22 protein-coding genes are annotated in these 25,082 nt (G+C 70.8%); 8 read left to right on the forward strand and 14 right to left on the reverse strand.

Going from position 1 to position 25,082, the window contains the following annotated elements:
* Window positions 1-292: 292 nt before the first annotated feature.
* The 4 genes from ACFRIC_RS26065 to ACFRIC_RS26080 form a co-directional block, all read right to left on the reverse strand.
* A complete protein-coding gene (locus ACFRIC_RS26065) occupies window positions 293-1,150 on the reverse strand; it encodes a fumarylacetoacetate hydrolase family protein (protein WP_382790046.1) in 858 nt (285 codons plus the stop codon).
* 165 nt (window positions 1,151-1,315) lie between these two features.
* Window positions 1,316-2,080, reverse strand: coding sequence for a YidC/Oxa1 family membrane protein insertase (locus tag ACFRIC_RS26070; protein ID WP_382790049.1), 765 nt, complete (start codon window positions 2,078-2,080; stop codon window positions 1,316-1,318).
* Between the two features lie 169 nt (window positions 2,081-2,249).
* The gene (locus tag ACFRIC_RS26075) at window positions 2,250-2,558 is read right to left on the reverse strand and encodes a DUF6412 domain-containing protein (protein WP_382790052.1); all 309 of its coding nucleotides are present in this window, start codon (window positions 2,556-2,558) and stop codon (window positions 2,250-2,252) included.
* Between the two features lie 255 nt (window positions 2,559-2,813).
* Window positions 2,814-3,386: a winged helix-turn-helix transcriptional regulator gene (locus tag ACFRIC_RS26080; protein WP_382790055.1), complete on the reverse strand. Its 573-nt coding sequence runs from the start codon at window positions 3,384-3,386 to the stop codon at window positions 2,814-2,816.
* Between the two features lie 226 nt (window positions 3,387-3,612).
* On the opposite strand from ACFRIC_RS26080, the gene ACFRIC_RS26085 reads away from it, so the two are divergent.
* On the forward strand, window positions 3,613-5,094 hold the full coding sequence (locus tag ACFRIC_RS26085) for an MFS transporter (RefSeq protein WP_382790058.1): 1,482 nt from the start codon (window positions 3,613-3,615) through the stop codon (window positions 5,092-5,094).
* 24 nt (window positions 5,095-5,118) lie between these two features.
* Here the strand turns inward: ACFRIC_RS26085 and ACFRIC_RS26090 are convergent, their stop codons facing one another.
* Window positions 5,119-5,949 (reverse strand): class E sortase, encoded by an 831-nt coding sequence (locus tag ACFRIC_RS26090; protein WP_382790061.1) that lies wholly within the window; start codon window positions 5,947-5,949, stop codon window positions 5,119-5,121.
* A 298-nt stretch (window positions 5,950-6,247) separates the two neighbouring features.
* On the opposite strand from ACFRIC_RS26090, the gene ACFRIC_RS26095 reads away from it, so the two are divergent.
* From ACFRIC_RS26095 to ACFRIC_RS26105, 3 genes are all read left to right on the forward strand, one after another.
* The gene (locus ACFRIC_RS26095) at window positions 6,248-7,723 is read left to right on the forward strand and encodes a beta-1,6-galactanase (RefSeq protein ID WP_382790064.1); all 1,476 of its coding nucleotides are present in this window, start codon (window positions 6,248-6,250) and stop codon (window positions 7,721-7,723) included.
* 215 nt (window positions 7,724-7,938) lie between these two features.
* Window positions 7,939-8,952: an SEC-C domain-containing protein gene (locus ACFRIC_RS26100; RefSeq protein ID WP_382790066.1), complete on the forward strand. Its 1,014-nt coding sequence runs from the start codon at window positions 7,939-7,941 to the stop codon at window positions 8,950-8,952.
* 157 nt (window positions 8,953-9,109) lie between these two features.
* Window positions 9,110-12,253 carry a DUF3427 domain-containing protein gene (locus tag ACFRIC_RS26105; protein ID WP_382790069.1) on the forward strand — a complete coding sequence of 1,048 codons (3,144 nt, stop codon included), beginning with the start codon at window positions 9,110-9,112 and terminating at the stop codon, window positions 12,251-12,253.
* A gap of 52 nt (window positions 12,254-12,305) precedes the next feature.
* Here ACFRIC_RS26105 and ACFRIC_RS26110 read toward each other — a convergent pair whose 3' ends face one another.
* Window positions 12,306-12,998 carry a hypothetical protein gene (locus tag ACFRIC_RS26110; RefSeq protein WP_382790072.1) on the reverse strand — a complete coding sequence of 231 codons (693 nt, stop codon included), beginning with the start codon at window positions 12,996-12,998 and terminating at the stop codon, window positions 12,306-12,308.
* Window positions 12,999-13,105: 107 nt separating this feature from the next.
* Here ACFRIC_RS26110 and ACFRIC_RS26115 point away from each other — a divergent pair, with 107 nt between their 5' ends.
* Window positions 13,106-13,408: a hypothetical protein gene (locus tag ACFRIC_RS26115; RefSeq protein ID WP_382790075.1), complete on the forward strand. Its 303-nt coding sequence runs from the start codon at window positions 13,106-13,108 to the stop codon at window positions 13,406-13,408.
* Between the two features lie 19 nt (window positions 13,409-13,427).
* Here ACFRIC_RS26115 and ACFRIC_RS26120 read toward each other — a convergent pair whose 3' ends face one another.
* Window positions 13,428-14,393 (reverse strand): GlxA family transcriptional regulator, encoded by a 966-nt coding sequence (locus tag ACFRIC_RS26120; RefSeq protein ID WP_382790077.1) that lies wholly within the window; start codon window positions 14,391-14,393, stop codon window positions 13,428-13,430.
* A 215-nt stretch (window positions 14,394-14,608) separates the two neighbouring features.
* Here ACFRIC_RS26120 and ACFRIC_RS26125 point away from each other — a divergent pair, with 215 nt between their 5' ends.
* A complete protein-coding gene (locus ACFRIC_RS26125; protein ID WP_382790080.1) occupies window positions 14,609-15,073 on the forward strand; it encodes a DUF2269 family protein in 465 nt (154 codons plus the stop codon).
* A 105-nt stretch (window positions 15,074-15,178) separates the two neighbouring features.
* On the forward strand, window positions 15,179-15,688 hold the full coding sequence (locus tag ACFRIC_RS26130) for a levansucrase (RefSeq protein ID WP_382790083.1): 510 nt from the start codon (window positions 15,179-15,181) through the stop codon (window positions 15,686-15,688).
* A gap of 81 nt (window positions 15,689-15,769) precedes the next feature.
* Here ACFRIC_RS26130 and ACFRIC_RS26135 read toward each other — a convergent pair whose 3' ends face one another.
* The 3 genes from ACFRIC_RS26135 to ACFRIC_RS26145 form a co-directional block, all read right to left on the reverse strand.
* Window positions 15,770-16,249, reverse strand: coding sequence for a hypothetical protein (locus ACFRIC_RS26135; protein ID WP_382790086.1), 480 nt, complete (start codon window positions 16,247-16,249; stop codon window positions 15,770-15,772).
* A 214-nt stretch (window positions 16,250-16,463) separates the two neighbouring features.
* Window positions 16,464-17,972 carry an MFS transporter gene (locus tag ACFRIC_RS26140; protein ID WP_382790088.1) on the reverse strand — a complete coding sequence of 503 codons (1,509 nt, stop codon included), beginning with the start codon at window positions 17,970-17,972 and terminating at the stop codon, window positions 16,464-16,466.
* 53 nt (window positions 17,973-18,025) lie between these two features.
* Entirely contained in the window at window positions 18,026-19,594 is a 1,569-nt protein-coding gene (locus tag ACFRIC_RS26145; protein ID WP_382790090.1) for a DUF445 domain-containing protein, read from the reverse strand.
* 261 nt (window positions 19,595-19,855) lie between these two features.
* On the opposite strand from ACFRIC_RS26145, the gene ACFRIC_RS26150 reads away from it, so the two are divergent.
* Window positions 19,856-21,184: an SGNH/GDSL hydrolase family protein gene (locus tag ACFRIC_RS26150; RefSeq protein ID WP_382790093.1), complete on the forward strand. Its 1,329-nt coding sequence runs from the start codon at window positions 19,856-19,858 to the stop codon at window positions 21,182-21,184.
* An 88-nt stretch (window positions 21,185-21,272) separates the two neighbouring features.
* On the opposite strand, the gene ACFRIC_RS26155 is transcribed toward ACFRIC_RS26150, so the two are convergent.
* The 4 genes from ACFRIC_RS26155 to ACFRIC_RS26170 all read right to left on the reverse strand — a co-directional run bounded on the left by ACFRIC_RS26155 (window position 21,273) and on the right by ACFRIC_RS26170 (window position 24,993).
* Window positions 21,273-22,145, reverse strand: coding sequence for a DUF1707 domain-containing protein (locus ACFRIC_RS26155; RefSeq protein WP_382790095.1), 873 nt, complete (start codon window positions 22,143-22,145; stop codon window positions 21,273-21,275).
* A 62-nt stretch (window positions 22,146-22,207) separates the two neighbouring features.
* The gene (locus ACFRIC_RS26160; RefSeq protein WP_382790463.1) at window positions 22,208-23,215 is read right to left on the reverse strand and encodes an ATP-binding cassette domain-containing protein; all 1,008 of its coding nucleotides are present in this window, start codon (window positions 23,213-23,215) and stop codon (window positions 22,208-22,210) included.
* A 19-nt stretch (window positions 23,216-23,234) separates the two neighbouring features.
* Complete coding sequence (locus ACFRIC_RS26165; protein WP_382790467.1) at window positions 23,235-24,089, reverse strand: ABC transporter permease; 855 nt, start codon at window positions 24,087-24,089, stop codon at window positions 23,235-23,237.
* Window positions 24,090-24,192: 103 nt separating this feature from the next.
* Window positions 24,193-24,993 (reverse strand): ABC transporter permease, encoded by an 801-nt coding sequence (locus ACFRIC_RS26170; protein ID WP_382790098.1) that lies wholly within the window; start codon window positions 24,991-24,993, stop codon window positions 24,193-24,195.
* Window positions 24,994-25,082 lie beyond the last annotated feature (89 nt).

Genomic DNA, 25,082 nt, shown 5'->3' on the forward strand with positions numbered 1-25,082 from the left:
GGCGCGGGGAAGCCCCGTGAGGGGCGCGGGTCAGGGGCGCGGGGAAGCCCCGTGAGGGGCGCGGGGAACGGCGCGAGCAACCACGACGCACGCGCGGAGAACAGCGCACAGCAGACCCCCGTCAGGGGCGCGGGGAACGGCGCGACCAACCACGAAGCCCCCGCAGCCGACAACGCACAGCAAGCACCGCCCCGTCAGGGGCGCGGGGAACGGCGCGAGCAACCACGACGCACGCGCACGCGAAACGGCACCCGGGCCGAAGCGAACCCACCCGGTGAACCCAGCGGAGCGCTCACGCGTCGGCGAGCACCTGCCGCTGCCGCCCCAGCCCGTCGATCTCCAGCTCCACGACGTCCCCCGCCCGCAGGTACGGCTTCGGCTCGGGCCGGCCGAGCGCCACCCCGGCGGGCGTACCGGTGTTGATCACGTCCCCCGGGTACAGGGTCATGAACTGGCTCACGTACCGGACGACCTCCGCGACCGGAAAGATCTGCTCGGCCGTCGTACCGTCCTGCTTGAGCTCCCCGTTCACCCAGAGCCGCAGCGACAGCGCCTGCGGGTCCGCGATCTCGTCCGCCGTCACCAGCCACGGCCCCAGCGGGTTGAACGTCTCGCAGTTCTTGCCCTTGTCCCAGGTGCCGCCGCGCTCGATCTGGAACGCCCGCTCGGAGACGTCGTGCGCCACCGCGTACCCGGCGACATGCGCGAGCGCCTGCTCCCCGGACTCCAGGTAGCGGGCGGTACGGCCGATGACGACGGCCAGTTCGACCTCCCAGTCCGTCTTCACCGACCCGCGCGGCACGAGCACCGTGTCGTTCGGGCCGACCACGGTGTCCGCCGCCTTGAAGAAGATCACCGGCTCGGCGGGCGGCTCGGCCCCGGTCTCCTTGGCGTGGTCGTGGTAGTTCAGCCCGATGCACACGACCTTGCCGATCCGGGCCAGCGGCGGTCCCACGCGCAGTCCGTCCGCGTCCAGCGCGGGCAGCTCACCGGCCGCCGCCGCGGACCGGATCCGGCCGAGCGCCGCGTCGTCGGCGAGCAGCGCCCCGTCGATGTCGGCGACGAGGCCCGACAGGTCCCGCAGGGTCCCCTCGGCGTCGAGCAGCGCGGGCCGCTCCGATCCGGACGTACCGACTCGCAGCAGCTTCATGGTCACCATCTCCCTCGGTCGCGGGCCGTCCGGCCGACGGGTGCGGCCGTCGGAGGGACCGTGCGATCCTCCAAGCTCGCCGTCCAGTCCGCAAGACCCCGTTCACGGACCGGACCCGATCCCGGCTCCGGACCCGACCCGGCACCGGCCTCAGACCCGGCAGCGTCAGGCGAGCGCCGCGGCCGCGGGCGCCGCCCCCGGCATGTCCCGGTAGAGCACCGCGCGCTCCACGGCGCTCCAGGTCGCGCTGGTCACGACGTACAGGGCGGCGGCCAGCGGCACCACGGCCACCGTGAACAGCGTGAAGAAGGACATGAACGGCATGATCTTGCCGACCGAGGCGGCCGCCTGCTCGCTCTCGCTGCGGCCCTCGCTCTGACCGTCGCCCGCCGGATTCGATGCGGCCGTCATCCGCTTCGTACGCACGTAGTTGAACGCGGCCACGGCCGTGACGACGGCGAAGAGGCCCAGGTAGACGAGACCGGCCGGGCCGAAGAGCCCGCCGTCGCCGAGCGCGTCCGCCCACCGGTCCCCGAGCGGCGCGGCGAACAGTTTGTGCCCGAGCAGGGTGTTGGCCTCGCCGCCGATCGTCGAGCTGGAGAACAGGTGGTAGAGGAGGAAGAAGGCCGGCATCTGGAACAGGCTGGGCAGACATCCGGAGAGCGGCGACACCTTCTCCTCGGCGTGCAGTTCCATCAGCGCCTTCTGGAACTTCTCGCGGTCCTTCCCGTGCTCCTTCTTCAGCTCGGCGATCCGCGGCTGGAGCGCCGCCCGCGCCCGCTGTCCGCGCGCCGAGGCCCGCGACAGGGGATGCACGAGCAGGCGTACGAGCGCGGTGAACAGGACGATCGCGGCGGCGGCGGACGAAGCGTGGAACAGCGGCTGGAGCAGATCGGCGAGGTGCTCGACCAGGTGTGCGAAAACGGACATGAACGTGGACATGCGTGAGCCCTCCGGGGGTCTCGTCGTGCCGGGAGTACGGATTGCGGCATGACGACCAGCGCGGGGTCACCCGTGACGGAGTGCCACTCGGGGTGGATCACCGGGAGTGGAGAGCCACCCCCGGCAAACGGTCACCCGGGGCGGAGAAAGGGGTGCCCTACGCGGTCGCCTGGAGGGCGTGTCCGGGGGCCCGGGGGCGCGGCCGTCCGCTGGCGTCGGGATCGCGCTGCGGCAGGAAGGCCGTGCGGCGGTCGCGGTCGCGGATGGCCGTACGGACCCGGGTGGGCGTCACGACGGGCGCGCAGCGCGCCACGATGAGGGAGCACGCGGCGAAGGCGGACCCTGCGGCGGCCGTCGCGGCGATCGCGACGGTGGCGGTGAGGGAGCCCGTGTCGAGCAGCGCGACCTCGAGGAGCAGGAGCAGCAGTACGGCGGCGGGACGGGCGTCGGCCCAGGTCCGGATCATCGACCGCTCCTCCTCTCGTACGCGGTGCGCGTGTCTCTCCGTTCGTTATACAGGATGGTTCCGGACCAACCGCCCCGGATCGACTGCGGAATCGGTCACTGGATCCGGCTCGGGGGCGGTACGCACGGGCGCGCGGGGCGGCGCGTACGGGACCAGTTGATCGGTGCGTACGGGACCAACGGATCGGTGCGTACGAGGCGACCGGGGCGGTGCGTACGCACAGGTCAGGCGAGCGGGTCGGCGCATACGTACGGGTCAGGCGTCCGGTGCGGCCGGTCCCCCGGACATGGCAGCCGCCGGGTTCCGCGGGTCCGTGTCGAGCGGCTCCAGCAGCCGCCTCGGCGCGACCAGGGCGCGGCTGACCGGATCCGCCGGGTCCCGGTCGAGTCCGGGCCCCGGTGTCATCTCGACGTCCGGGACGGGCACGACCATCGCGCAGCGGGGGCATTCGCCGTACGGGCCGAGCTCCGTGCCGCAGGCGGCGTGCCGGAAGTACCGCAGCCGGCTCTCGCCGAAGTGCTCGCGGCCCCACAGGCCGAGCGAGCGCAGGGTGGGCCACAGGGCGACACCGCGATCGGTCAGGACGTACTCGTCACGCGGCGGCGACTCCTGATAGCGGCGCTTCTCCAGGATCCCTTCGGCGGTGAGCGCCTGGAGGCGGGCCGCGAGCACGGCCCGCGGGATGCCGAGGTGCACGAGGAAGTCGTTGTAGCGCCGTACGCCGTAGAGCGCGTCGCGGACGACGAGAAGCGTCCAGCGCTCGCCGACGACCTCCAGCGCGCGGGCGATCGAGCACTGCTGCGTCGCGTAGTCCTTGCCCAGAGCCATGCCCCCACTGTAGCCACTTTTCGACATGTTGGTTCATTGAACGAACCTAGGTGTTACGGTCTACGCATGCACAAGGTTCAATGACCGAACCTAATGACCGAACCTGATGGCCGGACCCAGGGGACGCGGACGGGTCGACCAGAACCGCCACCCGTCCACCCGTCCACACGTCCATCCGTCCACCCGATGAACCGACCTACCCGACCCAGGGAAGTGAAGGCAGGCCATGACCCGGCTCGACCGGCCCGACACCAGCACGCAGCCCGCGCACGCCACCGGCGTCGTCTCCCCGGCCTCCCCGGCCACCGCGGCCTCCCCGGCGTCGCCGAACTCCGCGGCCTCCGCGACCCCCTCGGCCTCCCCGGCGGGCAGCGGTCCGCGGGCCACCCCGACCCTCGCCCTCACCAGTGCCGCCACCGCCGTGGCCCTGATGACGTACACGGCCCCGATGGTCACGCTCCCCGACACCGCGGCCGCTCTGCACACCTCCGTCTCCGCCCAGGCCTGGCTGCTCAACGGCACCCCGCTGGGCCTGGCCGCGCTGCTCCTGGTCGCGGGCAGCCTCGCCGACGACTACGGCCGCCGCCGGATCTTCCTGGCCGGCACCGTCGCCCTCGGTCTCACCACGGCCCTGGGCGCGCTCGCGAACTCCACCTGGCTGTTCACCCTGGCCCGCATCGCGCAGGGAGCGGCGAGCGCGGCGATCCTCGCGAGCAGCCTGGGGCTGATCGTGCACGCCTTCCCGACCCCGCGCGGACGGCTGCACGCGACGGGGGTGTGGGGCGCGTTCGTCAGCGGCGGCATCGCGGCGGGCCCGCTCCTCGCCGGCGCGATAGCGGGCTGGGACTGGCGGATGGCGTACGCCGTCCTGGGCGCCGCCGCGCTGCTCGTCGCCCTCCTGGGGACCCGCGCCCTGACCGAGTCCCGCGCGCCGCGCGGCGGCCGGCCCGACCTCGCCGGAGCACTGACCTTCGGCCTCGCGCTGGTGTCGCTGGTGGCGGCGCTGACGCTCGGCCGCGACGGCTGGCTGCGCGCGCCGGTCGGCCTGCTGCTGGCCGCGTTCCTCGTCCTGATGGCCGTGTTCGTCGCCGTCGAACGCCGCAGCGGCACGCCCATGATCGACCTGGGCCTGCTCCGGCACCGCCGCTTCCTCGCCTCGTCCGCCGGCGGCCTCTTCACGGGCCTCGCGGTGATCGGCCTGTTCAGCTTCCTGCCGGCACTGCTCCAGCGGACGCTCGGGATGTCCGCCATGGACACGGCGTGGCTGTTCCTGCTGTGGTCCGGGCTCTCCTTCACGGTCGCCCTCCAGGCCCGCCGTCTCGCCGGCCGGGTCTCGCACCGCCATCAGCTCGCCCTCGGTTTCGCGCTGCACGCCGTCGGCGTCCTGACGATGCTCGGCGCGATCGGCTCCGGTTCCTGGACCCACCTGCTGCCGGGCTTCGTGCTCTCCGGGGTGGGCAGCGGCCTGCTGAACGCCGCGCTGCCCCTGCTGGCCGTCGAGTCCGTGCCCGCGACCCGCGCGGCGATGGGCTCGGGCGCCCAGCAGACCTTCCGTTACATCGGCTCGTGCGCCGGGGTCGCCCTCACGATCGCCCTGGTCACCTCCACCGGCGGACCGGCGCACGGCGCGGACGTCGCGATCGCCGTGTCGGCGGGACTGGCCGCCGTGGCCGCGGCGAGCGTCCTGGTCCTGCGGGACCGCACGTGACCCCCGGTCGTCAGCCCCCGATCGTCAGCGGGGCCGCATGGAGGTGAGCTTTCCCCACACCGCCATGCGGTACCGGGAGGTGTACTCGGGGGTGCACGTGGTGAGCGTGATGTAGTACCCGGGCCGCGTGTACCCGTACGACGGCCGGACGGTGCTGCGCGGCACGGGGCGGATCACCCCGACGTCCCGGGCGGAGGTCTGTGACAGCGTCCGGTCGACGGTGTACGTGTACACGGCGGTCTTCGTCTCCACGGTGATCGTGTCGCCGCGCCGGAGCCTCGGGAGGTACCGGAACGGCTCCCCGTGGGTGTTCCGGTGCCCGGCGAGCGCGAAGTTCCCCGGCCGGCCCGGCTGCTGGGTGCCCTTGTAGTGACCGACGTACCCCTTGTTCAGGACATTCGCCTTGCTGACGCCCTCGGCGACCGGCACCCGCAGGGAGAGCCGTGGAATGCCGAGGACGGCGTAGGCCTGCGACCAACGGGGCTGCTGCCGCCCGCCGTCGGCCGCCGCCCCCGACAGGGAGTCGCGTCCCGCCGACCGTCCCGCGGACTCGCCGCCCCCACTTCCCCCGGCCCCTCCGGCCTTCCCGGCCCCCGTCGCGTCCGCGTCGGACCCCGAGACCCCCGAGGTCCCCGAGGCCTCCGGGTCCGGGGTCCCCCACTCCCGCTCCAGCGCCTGCACCTTGCGCTCGGCGCTGTGCCGCGCCTGCCGGTTGGTCCACCACAGTTGGTGCGCCACCAGGAGGAGCAGCACCACTCCGACGGTGACGAGCACCTCGGCCCCGCTCCACACCGCTCGCCGGAACGCGGCCCGCCGCCGTCGCGTGCCGTGGTGCACGACCCCCGGAGCCCGCATCCGTCCGCCCCCTTCGCCGGGCGCACGATAGGCGTCACCCCGCCAACTCTCCAGCCCCGCGCGGCTCCTGTCCGGTCCGGTGCTTCCTCCACCGGTTTTAGAAAGGGCTGTCGCAACCCTCGACAACCTCAGCCGCCACACCCGATGCTTCCTGATGGCATCAGCGGGACGGCATCAGTGGGACGGGCAAGCGCCGGCGGGACCAACCGGCGACCGAGTTCGAAGTCGAGTCGACAGCCATGGCCGACTCCGTCCGCGAAGGACGTGAGTCGCGCTGAGACGGACGGAGAAGCCAGCCATGATCCGACGCAGAACACTCCTGGGCGCCGCGGGCGGTGCGGTCCTCGGCGGGGCCCTGGCGACCGGCACGGCCCGCGCCGACGCGACGATCGCCGTGAACCCGGCGACGACGTACGGGAAGTGGGAGGGGTGGGGCACCTCACTGGCCTGGTGGGCGGGCGTCTTCGGCGCCCGCGACGACTTCGCCGACCTCTTCTTCACCACCAGGTCGACGACGTACAACGGCGTTTCCCGCCCGGGCCTGGGCCTGACCATCGCCCGCTACAACCTGGGCGCGTGCTCCTGGAACAGCGTGGGCGGCGAGACGATGACGGCCTCCGCGAACATCCCCTCCTTCAAACAGATCGAGGGCTACTGGCAGGACTGGAACAACGAGGACCCGACGTCCTCGGCCTGGAAGTGGACGGCGGACGCCACCCAGCGCGCCGCCCTGACCAAGGCGACGGCACGCGGCGCGACGAGTGAGCTGTTCGCCAACTCCCCGATGTGGTGGATGTGTCTGAACCACAACCCCTCGGGCGCGTCCGGGGGCGGCAACAACCTCCAGTCCTGGAACTACCGCCAGCACGCCTCCCACCTCGCGGCGGTCGCGCTCTACGCGAAGACGAACTGGGGGGTGAACTTCGCCACCGTGGAGGCGTTCAACGAGCCCTCCTCCGCCTGGTGGACGTCCACCGGCACCCAGGAGGGCTGCCACATGGACGCGACCGTCCAGTCGGCCGTACTCCCCTACCTGCGCAGCGAGTTGGACAAGCGGGGCTTGACGGGCACGAGGATCTCCGCGTCGGACGAGACGAGCTACGACCTGGCCCGTACGACATGGGGTTCCTTCAACTCGACGACCAAGGCCCTGGTCGACCGGGTCAACGTGCACGGCTACCAGGGGTCGGGCGGCCGCCGTGACCTCCTCTACACGGACGCCGTGACGACCTCCCGCAAGGTCCTGTGGAACTCCGAGTACGGCGACGGGGACGGCACCGGCCTGACCCTGGCGAGCAACCTCCTCCTCGACTTCCGCTGGCTGCACCCGACCGCCTGGGTCTACTGGCAGGTGATGGACCCCACGGAGGGCTGGGGCATGATCAAGTACGACGCGAGCACCCTGACGGCCGGCGCCGTCGAGACGAAGCTGTACGTGATGGCCCAGTTCAGCCGCCACATCCGGCCCAGCATGACGATCGTGGACACGGGCGTGGACTACGCGGTGGCGGCGTACGACGCGACGGCGAAGCGCCTGGTGATCGTCGCGGCGAACAAGGCCACGTCCGCCCAGACCCTGACCTTCGACCTCTCCCGCTTCACCACGGTCTCCGGCGGCACGGGCGGCCTGGTCCCCCGCTGGACCACCCTGACCTCCGGCACCGGCGACCTCTACACCGCCCACGCGGACACCTACCTGACCGGCAAGTCCGTGGCGCTCCCGTTCCCGGCGGGGGCGGTGCAGACGCTGCAGGTGGACGGGGTGACGGCGTGATCCGGGGCTGACCGGACCCGGCACCGGGGACCACGACCCGCCCACGGACGAACCGACGGCCGGGCTGGGTGCCCGTACGACGCACGACGCACGACGCGTCGAACCAGCGAAGCGCTGAAGCAGTGAAGCGGCGTGGAATATGCCGTCGGGGACTCCCGTGTCTCTGGCCTGCAGGTCTCTCTCCTTGACGGCCCGGCGGCAGTACGGTGTCCCCCATGCGCCCCGACACGCCTGCCGAGAACGTCGACCACACCGCCGAAGCGGCTCGCCTGGAGCGGACCGCCGGCCTGTACCCGGAGGACGCCGAGCACCTGCTCCTGCAGGCCGCGGCCCACCTCGAACTGGCCGGCGACCGCCCCGGCGCCACCACCCTCTACGACCGCCTCCTCTCCTCGGACACCCCCCTGGAGAAGCCGTATCTGGTCCGCGCCCTCAAGGCCTCGAACCTGTGGGAGTACGACCACGAGGCCGAGGCCCGCGCGATCATCGACGGAGTCCGGGCGGCGGCCCCCCGCGACCCGGCCCCCTGGGTGATCGTCGCGGAGGCCCTGGAGTCGCACGACGAACTGGAAGCGGCACAGGACACCTTCACCGAGGGAACGACCCTGCTCCTGACGGACGTTCCGGAACCCCCGTACTCCACGCTCCCCCTCCTGTTCGGCCGTCACCGGGTGCGCCGCATGCTGGGCGCGGCGCACGACGAGTGGGACGCGCTGGCCGACACCCTGCACTCGTCCCCGATCTCCCTGGACGAGCTCCACGACCCCAAGCGGGTCTGGTCCCTCGGCTCGGACAACCCGGCGGAACTCCAGGCCGAGATCAGCCGCCTCCAGGCCGAACTGGGCGCCTACCGCGAGGCGCTGTCGCGCCCGTTCCCGGTGGCGGTCCTGCACTGGTCGGCCCCCGAACTCACGGAACTGACCACCGCGTACCCGGACCTCACCACCGAGTACCCGTCGCACGACGAGCACCTCGCGACGATAGAGGCGTCCCTGCGCGAACTGGCCCTCTCCGGCACCCCGAACCTGGGCATCGTCACCGCCACGGTCCCGTCCTACGAGGCCTTCGCCGCCTCGGAAGCCGCCTCCCCCTCGGACACGACCCTGCTCCCCCAGTACGCGACGACCCTGGCGGCCCGCGGCCTGGCGGTGGCATGGCCCCCGCAGCGGGGGTCGGAGTGCTGGTGCGGGTCGGGGGTTGCTTATGGGGAGTGTCACGGGGTCATTTGATGACCCAGGGCATCGCCACGCTCTGCCAACTCCCCTGAAGGTGCATCCCGGCTCCCCGTAGTCGGGGTGCACCTTTGGGTTTCTTAGCCCTATGACTCGATCGTGTCAGTGGCCCCTGTTAGAACTGTGCATGGCGCAATGAACGATCGGGGGCAGCGTGGTTCAGTCAGGGGATCTGTCACAGCCTGTTGCGGGTGTGTACGAAGAGCTCATCACCGAAGGTGTGCAGGCACAGATCGACCAGTTGAACGCGGCCGGATGGAAGCCGATTCATGCGGAGGTCAGTGCCGAGTCGACGCCTCATGTCCTGGCGCGCCATATCGGCGAAGCCGTGGGGCGACGGTTGAGCCTGCTCCCTCACGACAAGCAGGTAGCCGCAGCCAACCAGATCATGAAGTCTCTGGTCAGCAGCATGCCGGACCCGGATGACGACGAGGCTTCGCCCACCATCATCGAGGGGCCTCGCCAGCTCCTGGCCCTGGCAGAGCAGCAGGCTCCCGGCGCCTACGCCATCAGACCTCTGACTCCCCTGTCGGAGACAGCGTTGATCACCAACGCGCCAGACGATCCAAGTCTGGGAGCGGAACTGCGAGCCGAACTCGCCACCGCCGACCGCATCGACCTGCTCTGCGCGTTCGTAAAGTGGTACGGAATAAGAGTTCTCGAGGACTCGCTCCGTGCGGCCAAGGAACGTGGCGTCCCCATCAGGGTCATCACCACCACCTACATCGGCGCCACCGATCGGCATGCTTTGGACCGCCTCGTTCGCGAGTTCGGCGCCGAGGTGAAGGTCAACTACGAGATCAGATCGACGCGCTTGCACGCCAAAGCCTGGCTGTTCCGGCGCAACACGGGCTTCGACACCGCATACGTAGGCAGTTCGAACCTCTCCAAAGCTGCGCTTCTCGACGGCCTCGAGTGGAACGTACGGCTGTCGTCAGTCGCTACACCAAGAGTGCTCGACAAGTTCGAGGCGACCTTTGACGCGTACTGGGCCGATACCGCCTTCGAAGCCTACGACCCTGATCGCGACGGTGAGCGACTGGCTGAGGCACTGGCCAGGGCGGGCGGCACTGGCCCCGCTGGAGATATCAAGATCAGCCTTTCGGGCCTCGCGGTGCATCCGCTCCCCCACCAAAAAGACATGCTGGAGCGCCTTCGCGTCGAGCGGGAAATCCGCGGCCGCAACCGAAATCTTCTCGTCGCCGCGACGGGTACGGGCAAAACCGTCATGGCGGCACTTGACTATCGAAGCATGCGCGACAAACGCGGCGGCGACCTTCCCCGCCTGCTCTTTGTCGCTCACCGCAAAGAGATCCTGAACCAGTCCCTGCGCACCTACCGTGAGGTCCTGGACAACGCCTCATTCGGCGAGCTTCTTCACAGCGGCAAGGAACCACGCGAGTGGACACACGTATTCGCCAGCGTCCAATCACTCAACGTCCAGCGCCTGGAGCAACTCGACCCTGGGCACTTCGATGTCATCGTCATCGATGAGTTCCATCACGCCACGGCCGAGACGTACAAGCGAGTCATCGAGCATTTCAAGCCGGCCGAGCTGCTAGGTCTCACTGCGACCCCCGAGAGAATGGATGGCCGCAGTGTGCAGAACGTCTTCTTCGACGGGCGCATCGCTGCGGAGCTACGCCTCTGGGAGGCCCTGGAGAACGACCTCCTCAGCCCCTTCCACTACTTCGGGCTTCCAGACGGCACGGATCTGACCCGCCTCAACTGGCGTTCGGGAACGTACGACCGGGATCAACTCGGTCATCTGTACACCGGTGACGAGGCTCGGGCCCGCATCGTCATCAAGCAGGTCCAGAACAAGATCTCAGTCCCTGCCTCCATGCGGGCCCTCGGATTCTGCGTTTCCAAAGCGCATGCACACTTCATGGCGGACTGCTTCCGCCGTGCGGGATTCCAAGCCGCGGCACTCGATAGCGACTCACGCCCCGAGGTACGCGCGCAGACGCTTGACGATCTCAAAGCGGGTCATATCCAGGTGATCTTCTCTGTCGATCTATTCAACGAGGGCCTGGACATCCCAGATGTGGACACACTGCTTCTGCTGCGCCCTACCAACAGTGCGACCGTCTTCCTGCAGCAGCTCGGGCGTGGTCTTCGCCGCACACCGAGCAAGCCTGTGTTGACGGTGCTCGATTTCATCGGTCAGCATCGAGCGGAGTTCCGCTTCGAGGAACAGTTCCGGGCCCTGACCAACCTGTCCCGCAACCGGCTTGTCGACAGCATCGAGCAGGACTTCCCACAGTTGCCATCCGGGTGCCAGATCATCTTGGAAGGCAAGTCCAAGGACCTCATCCTGGACAACATCCGTACACAACTCAAGGCCACCATCACCACGTTGGCTCGAGAGGCCCGGGACTACAGCACTCCGCGACTTGCGGACTACCTGCGGGAGAGCCGCCGGGACATCCAGGAGCTCTACAAGAGTGACAACTCCTGGACCAAGGTGCTGCGCAAAGCTGGGTTCCTCCCCGAGGAGGCACCGCCGGGCGAGGCAGAACTCCTCAAGCGCGCCCATGCATTCCTGCACGTCGACGACCCGAACCGCATCCAGGCGTACCTACGACTGCTGACAGATGATGCCCCCGACTACGGCTCCCTGCCTGAGGCGGAGGCATCGTACGCCCGCATGCTCTTTTTCAACCTCTGGGACAACGGTGGTGGGTTCTCGAGCTATCGCCAAGGCCTTGAGTCGCTTCGATCGCAGCCGATGGTGCGTGACGAACTGCAGCAGGTTCTCTCCTACGCCCTCGAGCAGGCGGACCACTTCCCACTCCCCTTGGAGGGTCCACTCGCTCACGTCCCCTTGAAGATCCACAGCTCGTACAACCGTTCCGAGATCCTCTCGGCTCTGGGGGTGGCGCGTCTGGGAGGCCAGATGCCCAGGGATTTCGGGCAGGGGGTTCGGTGGGTAGAGGAACTGAAGACCGATGCGCTCCTCATCACTCTGGAAAAGAGCGAGCGCGACTTCTCTCCCACAGTCCGCTACAAGGACTACGCACTCAGCTCCACCCGCTTCCACTGGGAGTCCCAGAGCACCACCCCGGCAAACTCCGCGACTGGCTTGCGCTACCAGCAGCACGACCAGCTCGGGAGCCATGTCCTGCTGTTCCTGCGCCGCTATAAGCGCAACAGCATCGGCAAGGCCGAGCCGTGGATGCTTCTGGGACCAGCCACCTACTTCGACCACTCCGGCAGCAAGCCCATGGCGATCACTTGGGATCTGCACCACGAGCTCCCTGCCGATGTGAGCTCCTACGCCTCGATCACGAGTTGACCCGGCGCCGATCTCAATCGCCGACTTCCCCGTGAGCCACGCCGACAAGGGGTCAGCCCGCCGCCGACCTCAAGTCGGCCGCGACGGGGTACCCCATCATGGTGGCCGCAGCCGCAATCGACTCCGGTGAGGCCGACGGGTTGAGGCCGGTGATCTGAGGTAGGCCGAGGGGGCGCAGGGCGTAGATGTGGCGGAGTGCCTCGATGTCCACCGACACCTCGTAGTAGTCCTCGGCGAACGTCTGGAACGCCTCTGGGGTCGGGGTGAGGAGGAGGTCGAAGAGCCGGGTCGCGTCGTCGGGGTCCGGGTGTCCCTCGGGGAAGGTGATCCGGCCCGTCTGCCAGGACGGGGCGTTCGTCTCGCGCCACAGGCACACCGTCACCACCGGACACCCGTTCTCGTCCGTGAAGGCCGGCTCCTCGACGTAGCAGCGGAAGGGCTCGGGCACCGAGTCCAGTACGCCCGGCCAAGGCCGTGGCATGTCCTCCCGGTGGTACGGGCTCAACGGGGACTCGTGGTCGAAGCCTCGGATGTACGCCCCGGCGGGGGCGAAGACGATGTCGTACTCGTCGCCCGAGCCGTTGCGCATGGAGGCCGTCTGCTCCGTCTCCGACCAGTGGGCGTTGTACGAGTGGATGCACTCGCCGTCGGGGTCAAGGATCGCCTCGGCCATGGCCAGCGACCGGCAGAGGTCCTTCAGGGTGTCGATGTCGGGGAGGGCACCGGCGACGTCTCGGGCTGTCATACCGCCCATCCAAGCGGGTGCCACCGACAGTCGGCCCACGTGTCGGGGCCCGGGCACGCCCCGCTTCCGGCGGGCGTTAGCCTCGGGGGACGAACAAGGAGGCAGCAATGGCGAAGGTTCCGGCCGCGGTGGTGGCCGCCGGGGGGCTTGTCGGTGGGTACGGCGTCGCCCGGTGGACGAGGAAGCGGCAGCTCGGCGGGGTCGTGCTCGCCGTCGCCGGCGTCGCCGCCGCCCGGCAGTGGAAGCAGGACGCCGGCGGGGCCGCCGCCGGGGCGCTGACCGCCGGGTACGTGGCCGCGTTCGCCGGGTCGCACCCGCTGGCCAAGAAGGTCGGCGCCTGGCCCGCCGTCTTCGGTGTCGCCGGTGCCATGGCCCTCGCCTCCTGGGCCGTGGCCGACCGACGCGCCTGAGCGGGACCGGGCCCGAACCTCAGGACGCCCGCTCCTCCGCCCCCCGGAACGCCCGCCTGTACGCGTACGGGCTCGTCCCCACCACCCGCTTGAAGCGCTCCCGGAACGCCGTCGGAGAGCCGAAGCCCGCCTGGGCGGCGATGCGTTCGACCGGGTACGTGGTCGTCTCCAGGAGGTACTGGGCGCGGCGCACCCTGGCCCGGTGCAGCCACTGGAGCGGTGTCGTGCCCGTCTGTTCGCGGAAGCGGCGGTTGAGGGTACGGGTGCTCGTCCCGGCCTGAACCGCGATGTCCTCCAGGGTCAGCTCGCGGCCGGCGTTCTCCTCCAGCCAGTCGAGCAGCGGCTCCATGGTCGTGCCCGCGGGGGCCGGAGGCTGGGTGTGGACGATGAACTGGGCCTGGCCTCCCTCCCGTTCGAGAGGCATCACCGACAGCCGGGCGGCATGCGCGGCGACCGCCGAACCGTGGTCCTTGCGGATCATGTGCAGGCACATGTCCAGCGCCGCCGACGCCCCCGCCGAGGTCAGGAACTGGCCGTTGTCGACGTAGAGCACGTTCGGGTCGACCGTCACCGCCGGGTGCCTGGCCGCCAGTTCCGCGGACGCGACCCAGTGCGTCGTCGCGCGCAGTCCGTCCAGCAGGCCCGTGGCGGCGAACACGAACGCTCCGACGCAGATCGAGGCGATCCGGGTGCCGTTCGCCGCCGCCGCGCGCAGCGCCTCCGCGACGCCCGGCGGGAGCGGGGCGGACGGGTCGGCCACGCCCGGCAGGATGATCGTGTCCGCTTCGGCCAGCGCCTCCAGGCCGTACGGGGCACGCAGCGTGAACGCGCCCGCGCTCACCTCCGCGCCCGCGGTCACCGAGCACACCCGGGTCCGGTACGCCGGGCGGCCGTCGGGCAGCCGGGCCCAGCCGAACGTGTCGATCGGGGCCGCGAGATCGAACGGGATGACGTGGTCCAGCGCCAGTACGGCCACGATGTGCATGACCAGAGCCTATGCCTGCGCCGGGTTCTCGCCACACCGACGCCGTCCGACAGGCCCCAGCCATCACAGGAGCATTCCGCTCCGGCCTCGTCACGCGGGTGTTCACGCCGGTCGCAGCCCGTGCATGCACGGGGTTCACCGCCCTGGCCAGAATCCGTTGACCCCTGGCAAAAGTGCCACTTCTCCATGATCCGTGCGGCCTCTACCGTCACCCCGTGACCAAGTTCCTCCTCGCCGTCCACGTCATCGCCGCGATCGTCGCCATCGGGCCCGTCACGGTCGCCGCGAGCATGTTCCCGCCTGCCGCGCGCAAGGTTCTCGAAGGGTCCGACGACTCGAGCGCCCTCGCCACCACCCGGCTGCTGCACCGCATCTGCCAGGTGTACGCCGTGGTGGGTGTCGTCGTTCCCGTCTTCGGGTTCGCCACCGCGAGCGACATGGGCGTCCTCGGCGACACCTGGCTGATCGTCTCGATCGTGCTGACCGCGCTGGCTGCCGTGCTCCTCGCCGCGCTGGTCCTGCCCCGGCAGAGCGCGATCCTGGAGGGAGCCGACCAGGGCGGGACCATCGACCGCGCGGCGACCGTGCGGCTCGCCATGTTCACCGGGATCTTCAACCTGCTGTGGGCCACCGTCACCGTCCTGATGATCATCCGTCCGGGGTCCACGACGGGCGCCTAGACGATCGGGCAGCCGGCCCGGCAGCCAGTCGGGCAGTCGGGCAGTCGGGCAGTCGATCGACCGGCACCCGTTCCGGCCGTCGGCCCCGGGCCCTAGGATCCCGCCATGGACGCAAACCAGCAGCAATCCGCGCCGGGCACCTACCTGACGTTCGTGGAGCGGCAGTTGACCGCCGACGGATGTGCCACGCGGTGGGAGGAATGGGCCGGGGTGCCCGTACTCGTGGGGCGGCGGGCCGAGTTCCGGATGCGCTGGATGGGGACGAAGCTGCACCTGTTCACGGTGGCCGCGGTCGTTCCGGAGATAACCGTGCAGGCCATCTCCGGCTTCACCGACCAGGTGATGAAGTACGCCAAGGACACCAAGGGCGGTCTGCCCGTCGGCTTCCAGAACGGCATCGGCGCCTTCCCGCTGCTCGTCAGCGACCGGGTCGATCCGGCGGCCGTGCAGTGGGCCGAGGCGCAGCAGCGGGTCAAGTTCGCCTGCATGACACGGCCCGTCGTGGTCGACAGTTCGCGCCAGTACGTGGGGATGTACCGCGGCAAGCCGGTCCTCGGGCGCGTCTACGCCTCGTACTTCAACGAGAAGAGCTCGCAGTACTTCTACGGGCAGTAGGCGGGCCGCGGCGCGCTGCGGGCGCCCCCGGTCACCGGGGCGGTCAGCGGGCGGACCCGGGTCACCGGGCGCCCGCCCGTCTCACCGGCACCACTGGCCGGCCAGCACCCACTCCTCCTCCAGGGCGTCCGCCAGGTCCGTCCTGAACTGGCGTGCCACCGCGCTCACGACCAGCACGGAGGCGGCCCCGAGCAGCGTGACGGCCGCCCAGGTCAGCGGCCACACCCCGGCCAGGCCGTCCGGGGGTCCGGGGTGGGTCCGCAGCGACACGTGCAGCAGGATCGCCGGGGGTGCCGCGACCAGCAGCAACGGCCAGGCGAGCGCGTCCCGGAGCCCGAAGTGGACGGCCAGGAGCAGCAGCACCGCGGCGAGGGCGAGGACGGCCGTGCCGGTCACCGGGGTGGTCTCCACGGTCGAACCCGGCGTCTCCGGGCGGCTGCGCAGGTCCCAGGGCAGACAGATCAGGTACGCCGCGCAGGAGAGGGCGGCGCCGAGCACACGCGTCAGCCAGCGTTCCGGCCAAGGGCGCGTTCGCAAGGGGCGGAGCAGTTTCTCGGTCATGCGTACGAGGGTCACGTGCCCGGCGGGGCCGCGACAGAGTACGCGTACTCAGAACCGTGGACGAGCTACGCCGCGTCGCGGAACCGGGAGCCGGAAGGGATCGCCCGCGCGGGCCGACGCCCCGTCCGGCTCCCGGTCCCCGGTCCGGCTCCCGCTCCCGGTCCCTGCGCGACGGGAGCCGCTGATCAGGGCCCTGTGCGGTGAACGCCGCTGATCAGCTCGCCCGCGCGCTGGACGTCGGCGAGGCGTCGGCCGTGGAGGGTGCCGTAGACAACGGCGCGGCGATGTCCTCCAGGGAGCGCCGCTCGGCCTTGACCGCGAGGAACACCGCGACCAGGCCCGCGGCGCACATCAGGGAGGCGCCGATCTGGAACGCGATCACCGTGTCGGCGACGACGCCGGACTTGGTGAGGTCGGCGAAGACCAGCGGGCCGCTGATGCCGCCGGCCGCGGTGCCGATGGCGTAGAAGAAGGCGATGGCCATCGCGCGGGTCTCCATGGGGAAGACCTCGGAGACGGTCAGATACGCACTGGAGGCGCCCGCCGAGGCGAAGAAGAGCACCACGCACCAGCAGGCCGTCATCGTCACGGCGTTCAGCGCGCCCTGGTCGAAGAGCCAGGCCGTGACAAAGAGCAGCAGGCCGGAGAGCAGGTAGGTCGAGGAGATCATCACGCGGCGGCCGAGGGTGTCAAAGAGCTTGCCGAGCAGCAGCGGGCCGAGGAGGTTGCCGGCCGCTATGACGGCGAAGTAGTAGCCGGTGCTGCCCGTGGGCACGTCGAAGAACGTGGTCAGGATGGAGCCGAAGCCGAAGGTGATCGCGTTGTAGAGGAAGGCCTGGCCGACGAAGAGGGCGAGGCCGAGCACGGCCCGTTTCGGGTACCTGCCGAAGACCGTCTTCGCGATGACGCCGAAGCCGACGCTCTTGCGCTGCTCGATGGTGATCTCGCCCTGCGGCGCCGGCAGCGGTTCACCCCGTTCCTCCTCGATCTCCTCCTCGACCGAGGCGACCAGTTCCTCCGCCTGTTCACCGCGGCCGTGGATGAACTGCCAGCGCGGGCTCTCCGGCACATGCCGCCTGACCAGCAGGATCACCAGACCGAGGACCACGCCGAGTCCGAAGGTCAGCCGCCAGCCGAGGTCCTTGGGGAAGATGTCCGTGTTCAGCATGACGATCGACAGCAGCGCGCCGCCGATCGCGCCGAGCCAGTAGGTGCCGTTGATGATCAGGTCGACCCGGCCGCGGAACCTGGCGGGGATGAGTTCGTCGATCGCCGAGTTGATGGCCGCGTACTCGCCGCCGATGCCGAAGCCGGTGAGGAAGCGGAAGGTGAAGAACCACCAGGCGTCGAAGGAGAAGGCGGTGAGCGCGGTCGCCGCGAGATAGACGGCGAGCGTGATCATGAAGAGCTTCTTGCGGCCGTACCGGTCGGTCAGCCAGCCGAAGAACAGGGCGCCCGCACAGGCACCGGCCACGTAGAGCGCCGCCGCGATACCGGTGACCTGCGCCGAGGTGATGGACAGGCCGCTCCCCTCCTCGGAGAGCCGGCCCGCGATGTTGCCGACGGTCGTGACCTCCAGGCCGTCCAGGATCCAGACGGTTCCCAGGCCGATCACGATCATCCAGTGCCAGCGGGACCACGGCAGCCGGTCCAGACGGGACGGCACGTTCGTGGTGACCGTGCCGTCGGCGGCGGGGGGTGCCGGTGAGGCGGGGACTGGCATGGGGTTCCCTCTCCGTCGGGTGAACCCCCGCCGGGTTCCCGCCCTTTGGGCGGTTAAGCCCCCAGCCCCCGTGACACCACGTAGATCAGCAGTCCGGCCAGCGAGCCGACCACCGTGCCGTTGATCCGGATGAACTGCAGGTCACGGCCGATGTTTGCCTCGATCTTCCTGGTCGTGTGCTCGGCGTCCCAGCCGGCGACCGTGTCCGTGATGAGCGAGGTGATCTCCTTGCGGTACGTCGTGACGACGTACACGGCCGCCCCCTCGACCCAGCCGTCCACCTTGGCCTGGAGCTTGGGCTCCGTCGCCATCCGGGCGCCGAGCGACAGCAGGGAGGCCCGCACGCGCAGCCGCAGCTCACTGCGCTCGTCCTCCGCCGCGGACACGATCATCGACCGCACGGCCGTCCAGGCGGACGCGATGAGGTCCTGGACCTCGCCGCGGCCCAGCACCTCGCCCTTGAGCCGCTCCACCCGCGCGCGGGTGTCCGTGTCGGACTGCAGATCGGACGCGAAGTCGGTGAGGAACCGGTCGAGGGCTCCGCGGGCCGGGTGGGTCGGGGAGTCGCGCATCTCGGTGACGAAGCGCAGCAGTTCCTTGTAGACCCGTTCGCCGACCTTCTTGTCGACGAAACGGGGGGTCCAGCCCGGCGCGCCGCCCTGGACGGCGTCCATCACCTGCGTGTCGTGGAACACCAGCCAGTCGTGCGCGCGGACCACCACCAGGTCGACGACCCGCTTGTGGCCGCCGTCCAGGACGATCTTCTCCAGCATCTTCCCTATGCCGGGCGCGATCTCCTGGGCGTCGGCGCGGCGGGTGATCGCCTCCCCGACGACGGCCTGGACATCGGAGTCGCGCAGCACGGTCAGGGCGCCCCTGAGCGCGGCGGCCAGTTCGGCCGTGACCCTGTCCGCGTGCTCGGGATCGGCGAGCCAGGCGCCGAGTCGGCTGCCGATGCCCACCGCGCGCAGCCGCTGGCGGACGACCTCCTCGGAGAGGAAGTTCTCGCCGACGAACTCGCCCAGCGAGACGCCGAGCTGGTCCTTCTTGGTGGGGATGATCGCGGTGTGCGGGATGGGCAGGCCGAGCGGGTGCCGGAAGAGGGCCGTGACCGCGAACCAGTCGGCCAGCGCGCCGACCATGCCCGCCTCGGCCGCCGCCGCGACGTAGCCGGCCCAGGCGCCCGCGCCTTCGTTCGAGGCCCACTTCGCCAGTACGTAGACGAGGGCGACGAAGAGCAGCAGGCCGGTGGCGGTCGCCTTCATGCGGCGCACCCCGCGGCGTTTCTCCTCGTCGGCGGGGCTGAAGGTGTTCATCGCCCGCCCCGGCACGCTGGCCGTCCGCCCGCCCGCGCCCCCGGCGGCCCCTGCGGCCTTCCCGGCACCGGCACCGGCACCGGCGCCTTCACCAGCGTCCGGGGATGGCCCGACCCCGGCGGTCTCACCGGCGTCAGATGCCTGCCCGACTCCCCCAGCCGCGCCCGCGTCCCCGGCCTCAACGGCCTCGGCCGTACCGGCGGCACCCGCGGAACCGGCCTCCGCCGCCCCGGTCTCCCCGGCCTCGGCACCGTTCGCGGTCCCGTCGGCGTTCGCGGCCCCGCCGGGTCGGGCATGCTGCTCCATGCCGTCCCCTTCACCCGAATTCGTGCGTCCCATTCACTCCACCCGTTCGCAGGCCACGTCACGCCTCGTACACATTGTCCCTTTCTCGCTCTCTTCTCACCGACTCCTGGAACGCTTCAGGAGTTCCCGGCGTCTGTTCGGATGGGGAATCGACCAGGGGGTCCCGCAGGGGGCGCGTCGTCACTCCCCTTACCCATGACGCATCATGGAGTGATCACATCCGGAGCCTCGGGCTCCCTCGTCCGAGGAGACACGCACCGCATGACCAAGCGTCACGGTTATGCCCTGCTCGCCGCGATCCTTTCCGTGGTCGTGGTCCTTTCCGCCGCCATATACATCGGCGTCGGCGCTGACGACGGCACCAGCGCCAAGGCCGCCGTGGCCGGCGGCCACACGTCGCACGACGCCGCTCCCGCCTCCACCGGCACCTGGGTCGGCGCCTGGTCCGCATCCCCGGCCGGAGCCGAGCCCGGCACGGAGCCCGACGGACTGGCGGGCCGCTCCGTGCGCAACGTCGTGCACACGGCCGCCGGGGGTACGAGTGCCCGCATCACGCTGTCCAATCTCTACGGGCAGCAGCCGTTGCTGATCGCGCACGCGACGATCGCCGTCGCCGCGACCGCGAACAGTGCCGCCGCCACCGCCGACACCATGCGCCGCCTCACGTTCGGCGGTGCCACGGGCGTCGAGATCCCGGCCGGCCGGCAGGTGACGAGCGACGCCGTACGCGTGCTCGTCCCGCACGGCGCGGACGTCCTCGTCACGACGTACTCGCCGACCCCGTCCGGCCCGGTCACCTACCACCCGCACGCCCAGCAGATCTCGTACGTGGCCGACGGCGACCGCACGGAGGACGTGAGCGCCGCCCCGTACGCCGAACAGAGCCCGTACTGGCGCTACCTGACCGCGCTCGACGTGCTCAGCGACGACGCCACCGGCACCGTCGTCGTCCTCGGCGACTCCCTGACCGACGGCATCACCTCCACCGTGGGGGCCAACCGCCGCTGGACGGACGTCCTTTCGGAGCGGCTGCACGCCGCGGCCGGGTCCGGCGACACGCCCCGCTACAGCGTCGTCAACCAGGGCATCAGCGGGAACCAGGTCCTCGCTGCGGGGTTCGGCCGGCCGGCCGACAACCCCAGCGGGCTGAGCCGGTTCGGCCGCGACGTGCTCGACCGTACGAACGTCAAGGCCGTCGTCATCGACCTCGGCGTCAACGACATCCTGCGCAACCCGAACCAGGTCGATCCGGCCACCGTGACCGACGGCCTGCGGACCCTGGTGCGCCAGGCCCACGCCCGCGGACTGCGGGTCGTCGGCGCCACCCTGATGCCCTTCCAGGGGCACCGCGGATACACCGACGCCCGCGAGGCCGTACGCCAGGCCGTGAACGCGGAGATCCGGGCCGGGAAGGTGTACGACGCCGTCGTCGACTTCGACGCCGCGCTGCGCGACCCGTACAACCCGCGCCGGCTGCGGGCCGACTACGACTCGGGCGACCACCTGCACCCCAGCGACAAGGGGTTCCGGCGGATGGCCGAGGTGTTCGACCTGAAGGAACTGAAGGGCCCGGTGCCCGCGGAGCTGTGATCCGCCTCGGGCGGCCGACCTCCGATCGGCCGCCGAAGGCGCCGTCCGGGCACCGGCCGAGGCCGGCCCCCCGGTCGGCGCCCGGACCTCAGTAGTCCCCGTCGTGCCGCCGCCGGCGGTCCTCGCGGCGCTCCCGGTGGCGGTCCCTGCGCTCCTCGTGGCGCAGACGGCGCTCCTCGTGACGCTCACGGCGTTCCTCGTGGCGCTCGCGTATCAGGTCGCGGGCCTCGTCGAGCGCGTCGAACATGTCGTCCAGGCCACCGTCCCGGGAGCCCTGAAGCTCCTTGCGGGCCTCCCGGCGCTCCAGCTTCTCCTGCCGGCGCTCCTCCTTCAGGCGCTGGCGCTCGGCACGGGTGAGCTTGCGCTCCACGCCGACCCCGCCCCAGAACGCGAAGCCGGTGACGACCACCCGGGGCGCGCCCGGGTCGCCCGACCGGCCCTCCTCACGGTGGTCGAAGCCGCCCATGATGCCGATACCGCGGACCACGACCTCGACGCCCGGCGGCACGATGACGTTCAACCCGCCCATGACCGCGACACAGTTGACGACGACCTCACGGTCCGCGAAGTTCGCCTCGCGCAGGTCGATCTCGCCGCCGCCCATGAAGGCGAAGCAGTTGAATCGCCTCGGCACCGTCCAGCGGCCCTTGCGCTCGAACCCGGACAGCACCGCCACGGCCCACGAGGACGAGCCCTCGCCGCCGACGATCCGCGAACCCCAACTGCCGTCGTCCACGGGCTGCTTGACCATGGAGATCCGAGGGGCCGACCCCGCTGCCCCCGGCAGGTCACGGGTGATCGGCGCCAACTCCCCGTACGTACGGGCCGCGTACGTCGCCTCCAGCCGCTCCTCGAACTCCTCCATGTCGAGGCGGCCCTCCGCGAGGGCGTCCCTGAGCTGTTCGGCGACACGTTCACGATCGGCGTCGGAGGCACGCAGCTCCGGGAGTTCGTCGGTCATGGCAGCAGCCTACGAGTTCCCCCGCCCGCGGGCCATCCACCCCACCCGGGCGGCAGCCACCGCTAGGCCCCCGCCTTCCCGGCGTACATGCGGCTGATGACCGCCTCGATGTCCGGCTCGCGTACCGAAAGGTCCACCAGCGGATATTCCGCCGCGATCCGTGCCACCAGCGGGGCGGCCGACGTCGCGGCGGGGAACGCCAGCCACTGGCGCGGGCCCTCCACCTTCACCACCCGCGCCGACTCCAGCTCGATCGGCGGCAGTTCGCGCTCCAGGTCCACCACCAGGGTCCGCTCGCTCTCCCCCACCTCGTGCAGCCCGCTCAGCGCGCCGTCGTACATCAGCCGCCCGTGGTCGATGACCATCACGCGGCGGCACAACTGCTCGATGTCGGTGAGGTCGTGGGTGGTGAGCAGGACCGTCGTGCCGCGTTCGGCGTTCAGATCCCGCAGGAACTCCCGGACCCGCACCTTGCTCACGACGTCGAGCCCGATCGTCGGCTCGTCGAGGTAGAGCACCTCGGGGTCGTGCAGCAGGGCCGCCGCGATGTCGCCGCGCATCCGCTGCCCCAGCGACAACTGCCGCACCGGCACCTCCAACAGGGCCCCGAGTTCCAGGAGTTCGACACAGCGGTCGAGGTTCTCCCGGAACCGCGCGTCCGGCACCCGGTACATCCGGTGCATGAGCCGGTACGAGTCGATCAGCGGGAGGTCCCACCACAGCGTCGTACGCTGCCCGAACACGACCCCGATCCGGCGCGCCACCCGGGTGCGCTCGCGGGAGGGATCGAGACCGGCGACCCGCAGCCGGCCGCCGGACGGGGTGAGGATGCCGGTGAGCATCTTGATCGTGGTCGACTTCCCGGCGCCGTTCGGACCGATGTAGCCGACCATCTCACCGCGCTCCACGGTGAACGAGATCGAGTCGACCGCCCGCACCTGCCGCCGCTCGCCGCGCAGGAACCCCGTCCTCCTGCGCACGTCGAAGACCTTCTCGACCCCGTCGAGCTCGATGAACCCGGTCCGCGCACCCGATTCCCGGCCCGGATCCGCCGGCTCCCTGTCCGCCACGATGGCCACGCCCGTTCCCCTAACTTCCCGTACTCCGGTAGGCGCGCAGCCCCGCGCGCCAGGCGATCCCGGCCAGCGCGCAGCACAGCGCCGCCACGGCCGGTGGTGCGAACGCGACCCACGCCGGCAGGTCGAGCGGATAGGGCCGCCCCAGCACGTACAGCGCGGGCAGCCAGTTGACGAAGGCGAGCGGGAGGACGAACGTCACCCCGCGCAGCAGGTCCTTGGCGAACACGGTCGGCGGGTACTGCAGGAGTGTGTTGCCGCCGTAGGTGAAGGAGTTCTGCACCTCGGAGGCGTCCTGCGCGACGAACTGGAACGCGCCGCCCGCCACGAACACCGCCGAGAAGATCGCCGCGCCGCTGAGCAGCATCATCGGCATCATCAGCACCTTGACCGGCGTCCAGTGGATGTCGAGGACGAGGAGGGCGTACCCGAGGACGAGGAGCCCCTGGGTGATCCGCCCGAGGCGGCGCAGCGCGAAACGGTCCGCGGCGACCTGCGCGAGCACCGGCGCCGGACGCACCAGCAGGGTGTCCAGCGTGCCGTCGCGCACCCGGCGCCCCAGCCGGTCCATCGAGCCGAGCGCGAGGTCCGCGAACCCGAACGCGGTACCGGAGACCCCGTAGAGCAGGGCGACCTCGGGCAGGCTGTAGCCGCCGAGCCGGTCGACCCGCGAGAACATCAGCAGGATCGCCACGAAGTCGAGGGCGGTCGCCGCGAAGTTCCCGAACGCGGTCATCGCGAAGGAGGCCCGGTAGGCCATCGTCGAACGGATCCACATCGCGGTGATCAGCCGGTAGGCCCGCAGCCCGTCCCGCAGTCGCGCGTACGCGCCCTGCCGCTCGAACGGCCGGAACTCCACCGCCCGCACCGCCGCCGCGCCGGCCTGCCCGGCCGCACCCGGCTCGGACGCCACACCCGGCTCCCGTTCCCGCGCCGGGCCCGCCACGACCCCCGTCCCCCGCTCCACCGGATCAGCCACCCTGCACCACCACCCTCCGTGTCGCCACCGACTGCACCAGGCGCCCGGCCGCCAGCAGGACGACCGCCCAGGCACCCTGCACCGCGTACGTGCCCAGCGGATCCGCCGTGCCGAGCAGGACGTCCACGGGCGCCTGGATCAGCGACGACCAGGGCAGCGCCCGTACGACCTCGCCCAGCGCGCCCGGGAAGACGTTCAGCGGCAGCAGCATCCCCGAGCAGAAGATCCCCGCGATGGAGGTGAGCTGCGCCACCCCCGCCCCGTCCATCAGCCAGAACGCGGACAGCGCCACCAGGAAGCGGATCGCGAACCCGACGACCACCCCGAGCGCGACCGCGACCAGGAAGGCGAGCCAGGTCAGCGGATCCGAGGGCAGCGCCAGGTCGAAGACCAGCGCGCCGAACAGGAGGGGCACCACGCCGCGGCCCAGCAGATGGAACAGCGCCCGGCCCATGTCCTGGGCGAGCCACCACATCTGGAGGTCGGCCGGCCGGTACAGGTCGATCGCGATGTCACCCGTACGGATGCGCTCGATCAGTTCGTCCTCGAAGCCGCCGCCCATCATCGCGACCACCATCAGCAGCCCCTGGCTGAGCCAGACGTAGCTGAGCGCCTGCGCCTGGTCGTAGCCGCCGAGGTGCGGCTTGCTGTCCCACAGGGCGATGAACAGGTACGCCAGGATCAGCCCGAAGACGGTGTTGGTGAAGACCCCGGCGGCGGTCGCGACCCGATAGGTGGCGTACCGCCGGAACCCGCTGCCCGCGACAGCCGCGTACAACCGCGCCGTGCCCACAACCCGTCCCTTTCCCCAGCGTTGAGCCAAAGCGCAGGAGCCTAGTCCCGGCCCGGCGTGGGCCGCCAGGCATTTTCCGGCGCGACGCG

It is taken from the genome of Streptomyces sp. NPDC056738 (genome assembly GCF_042790435.1).
Classification (GTDB): domain Bacteria; phylum Actinomycetota; class Actinomycetes; order Streptomycetales; family Streptomycetaceae; genus Streptomyces.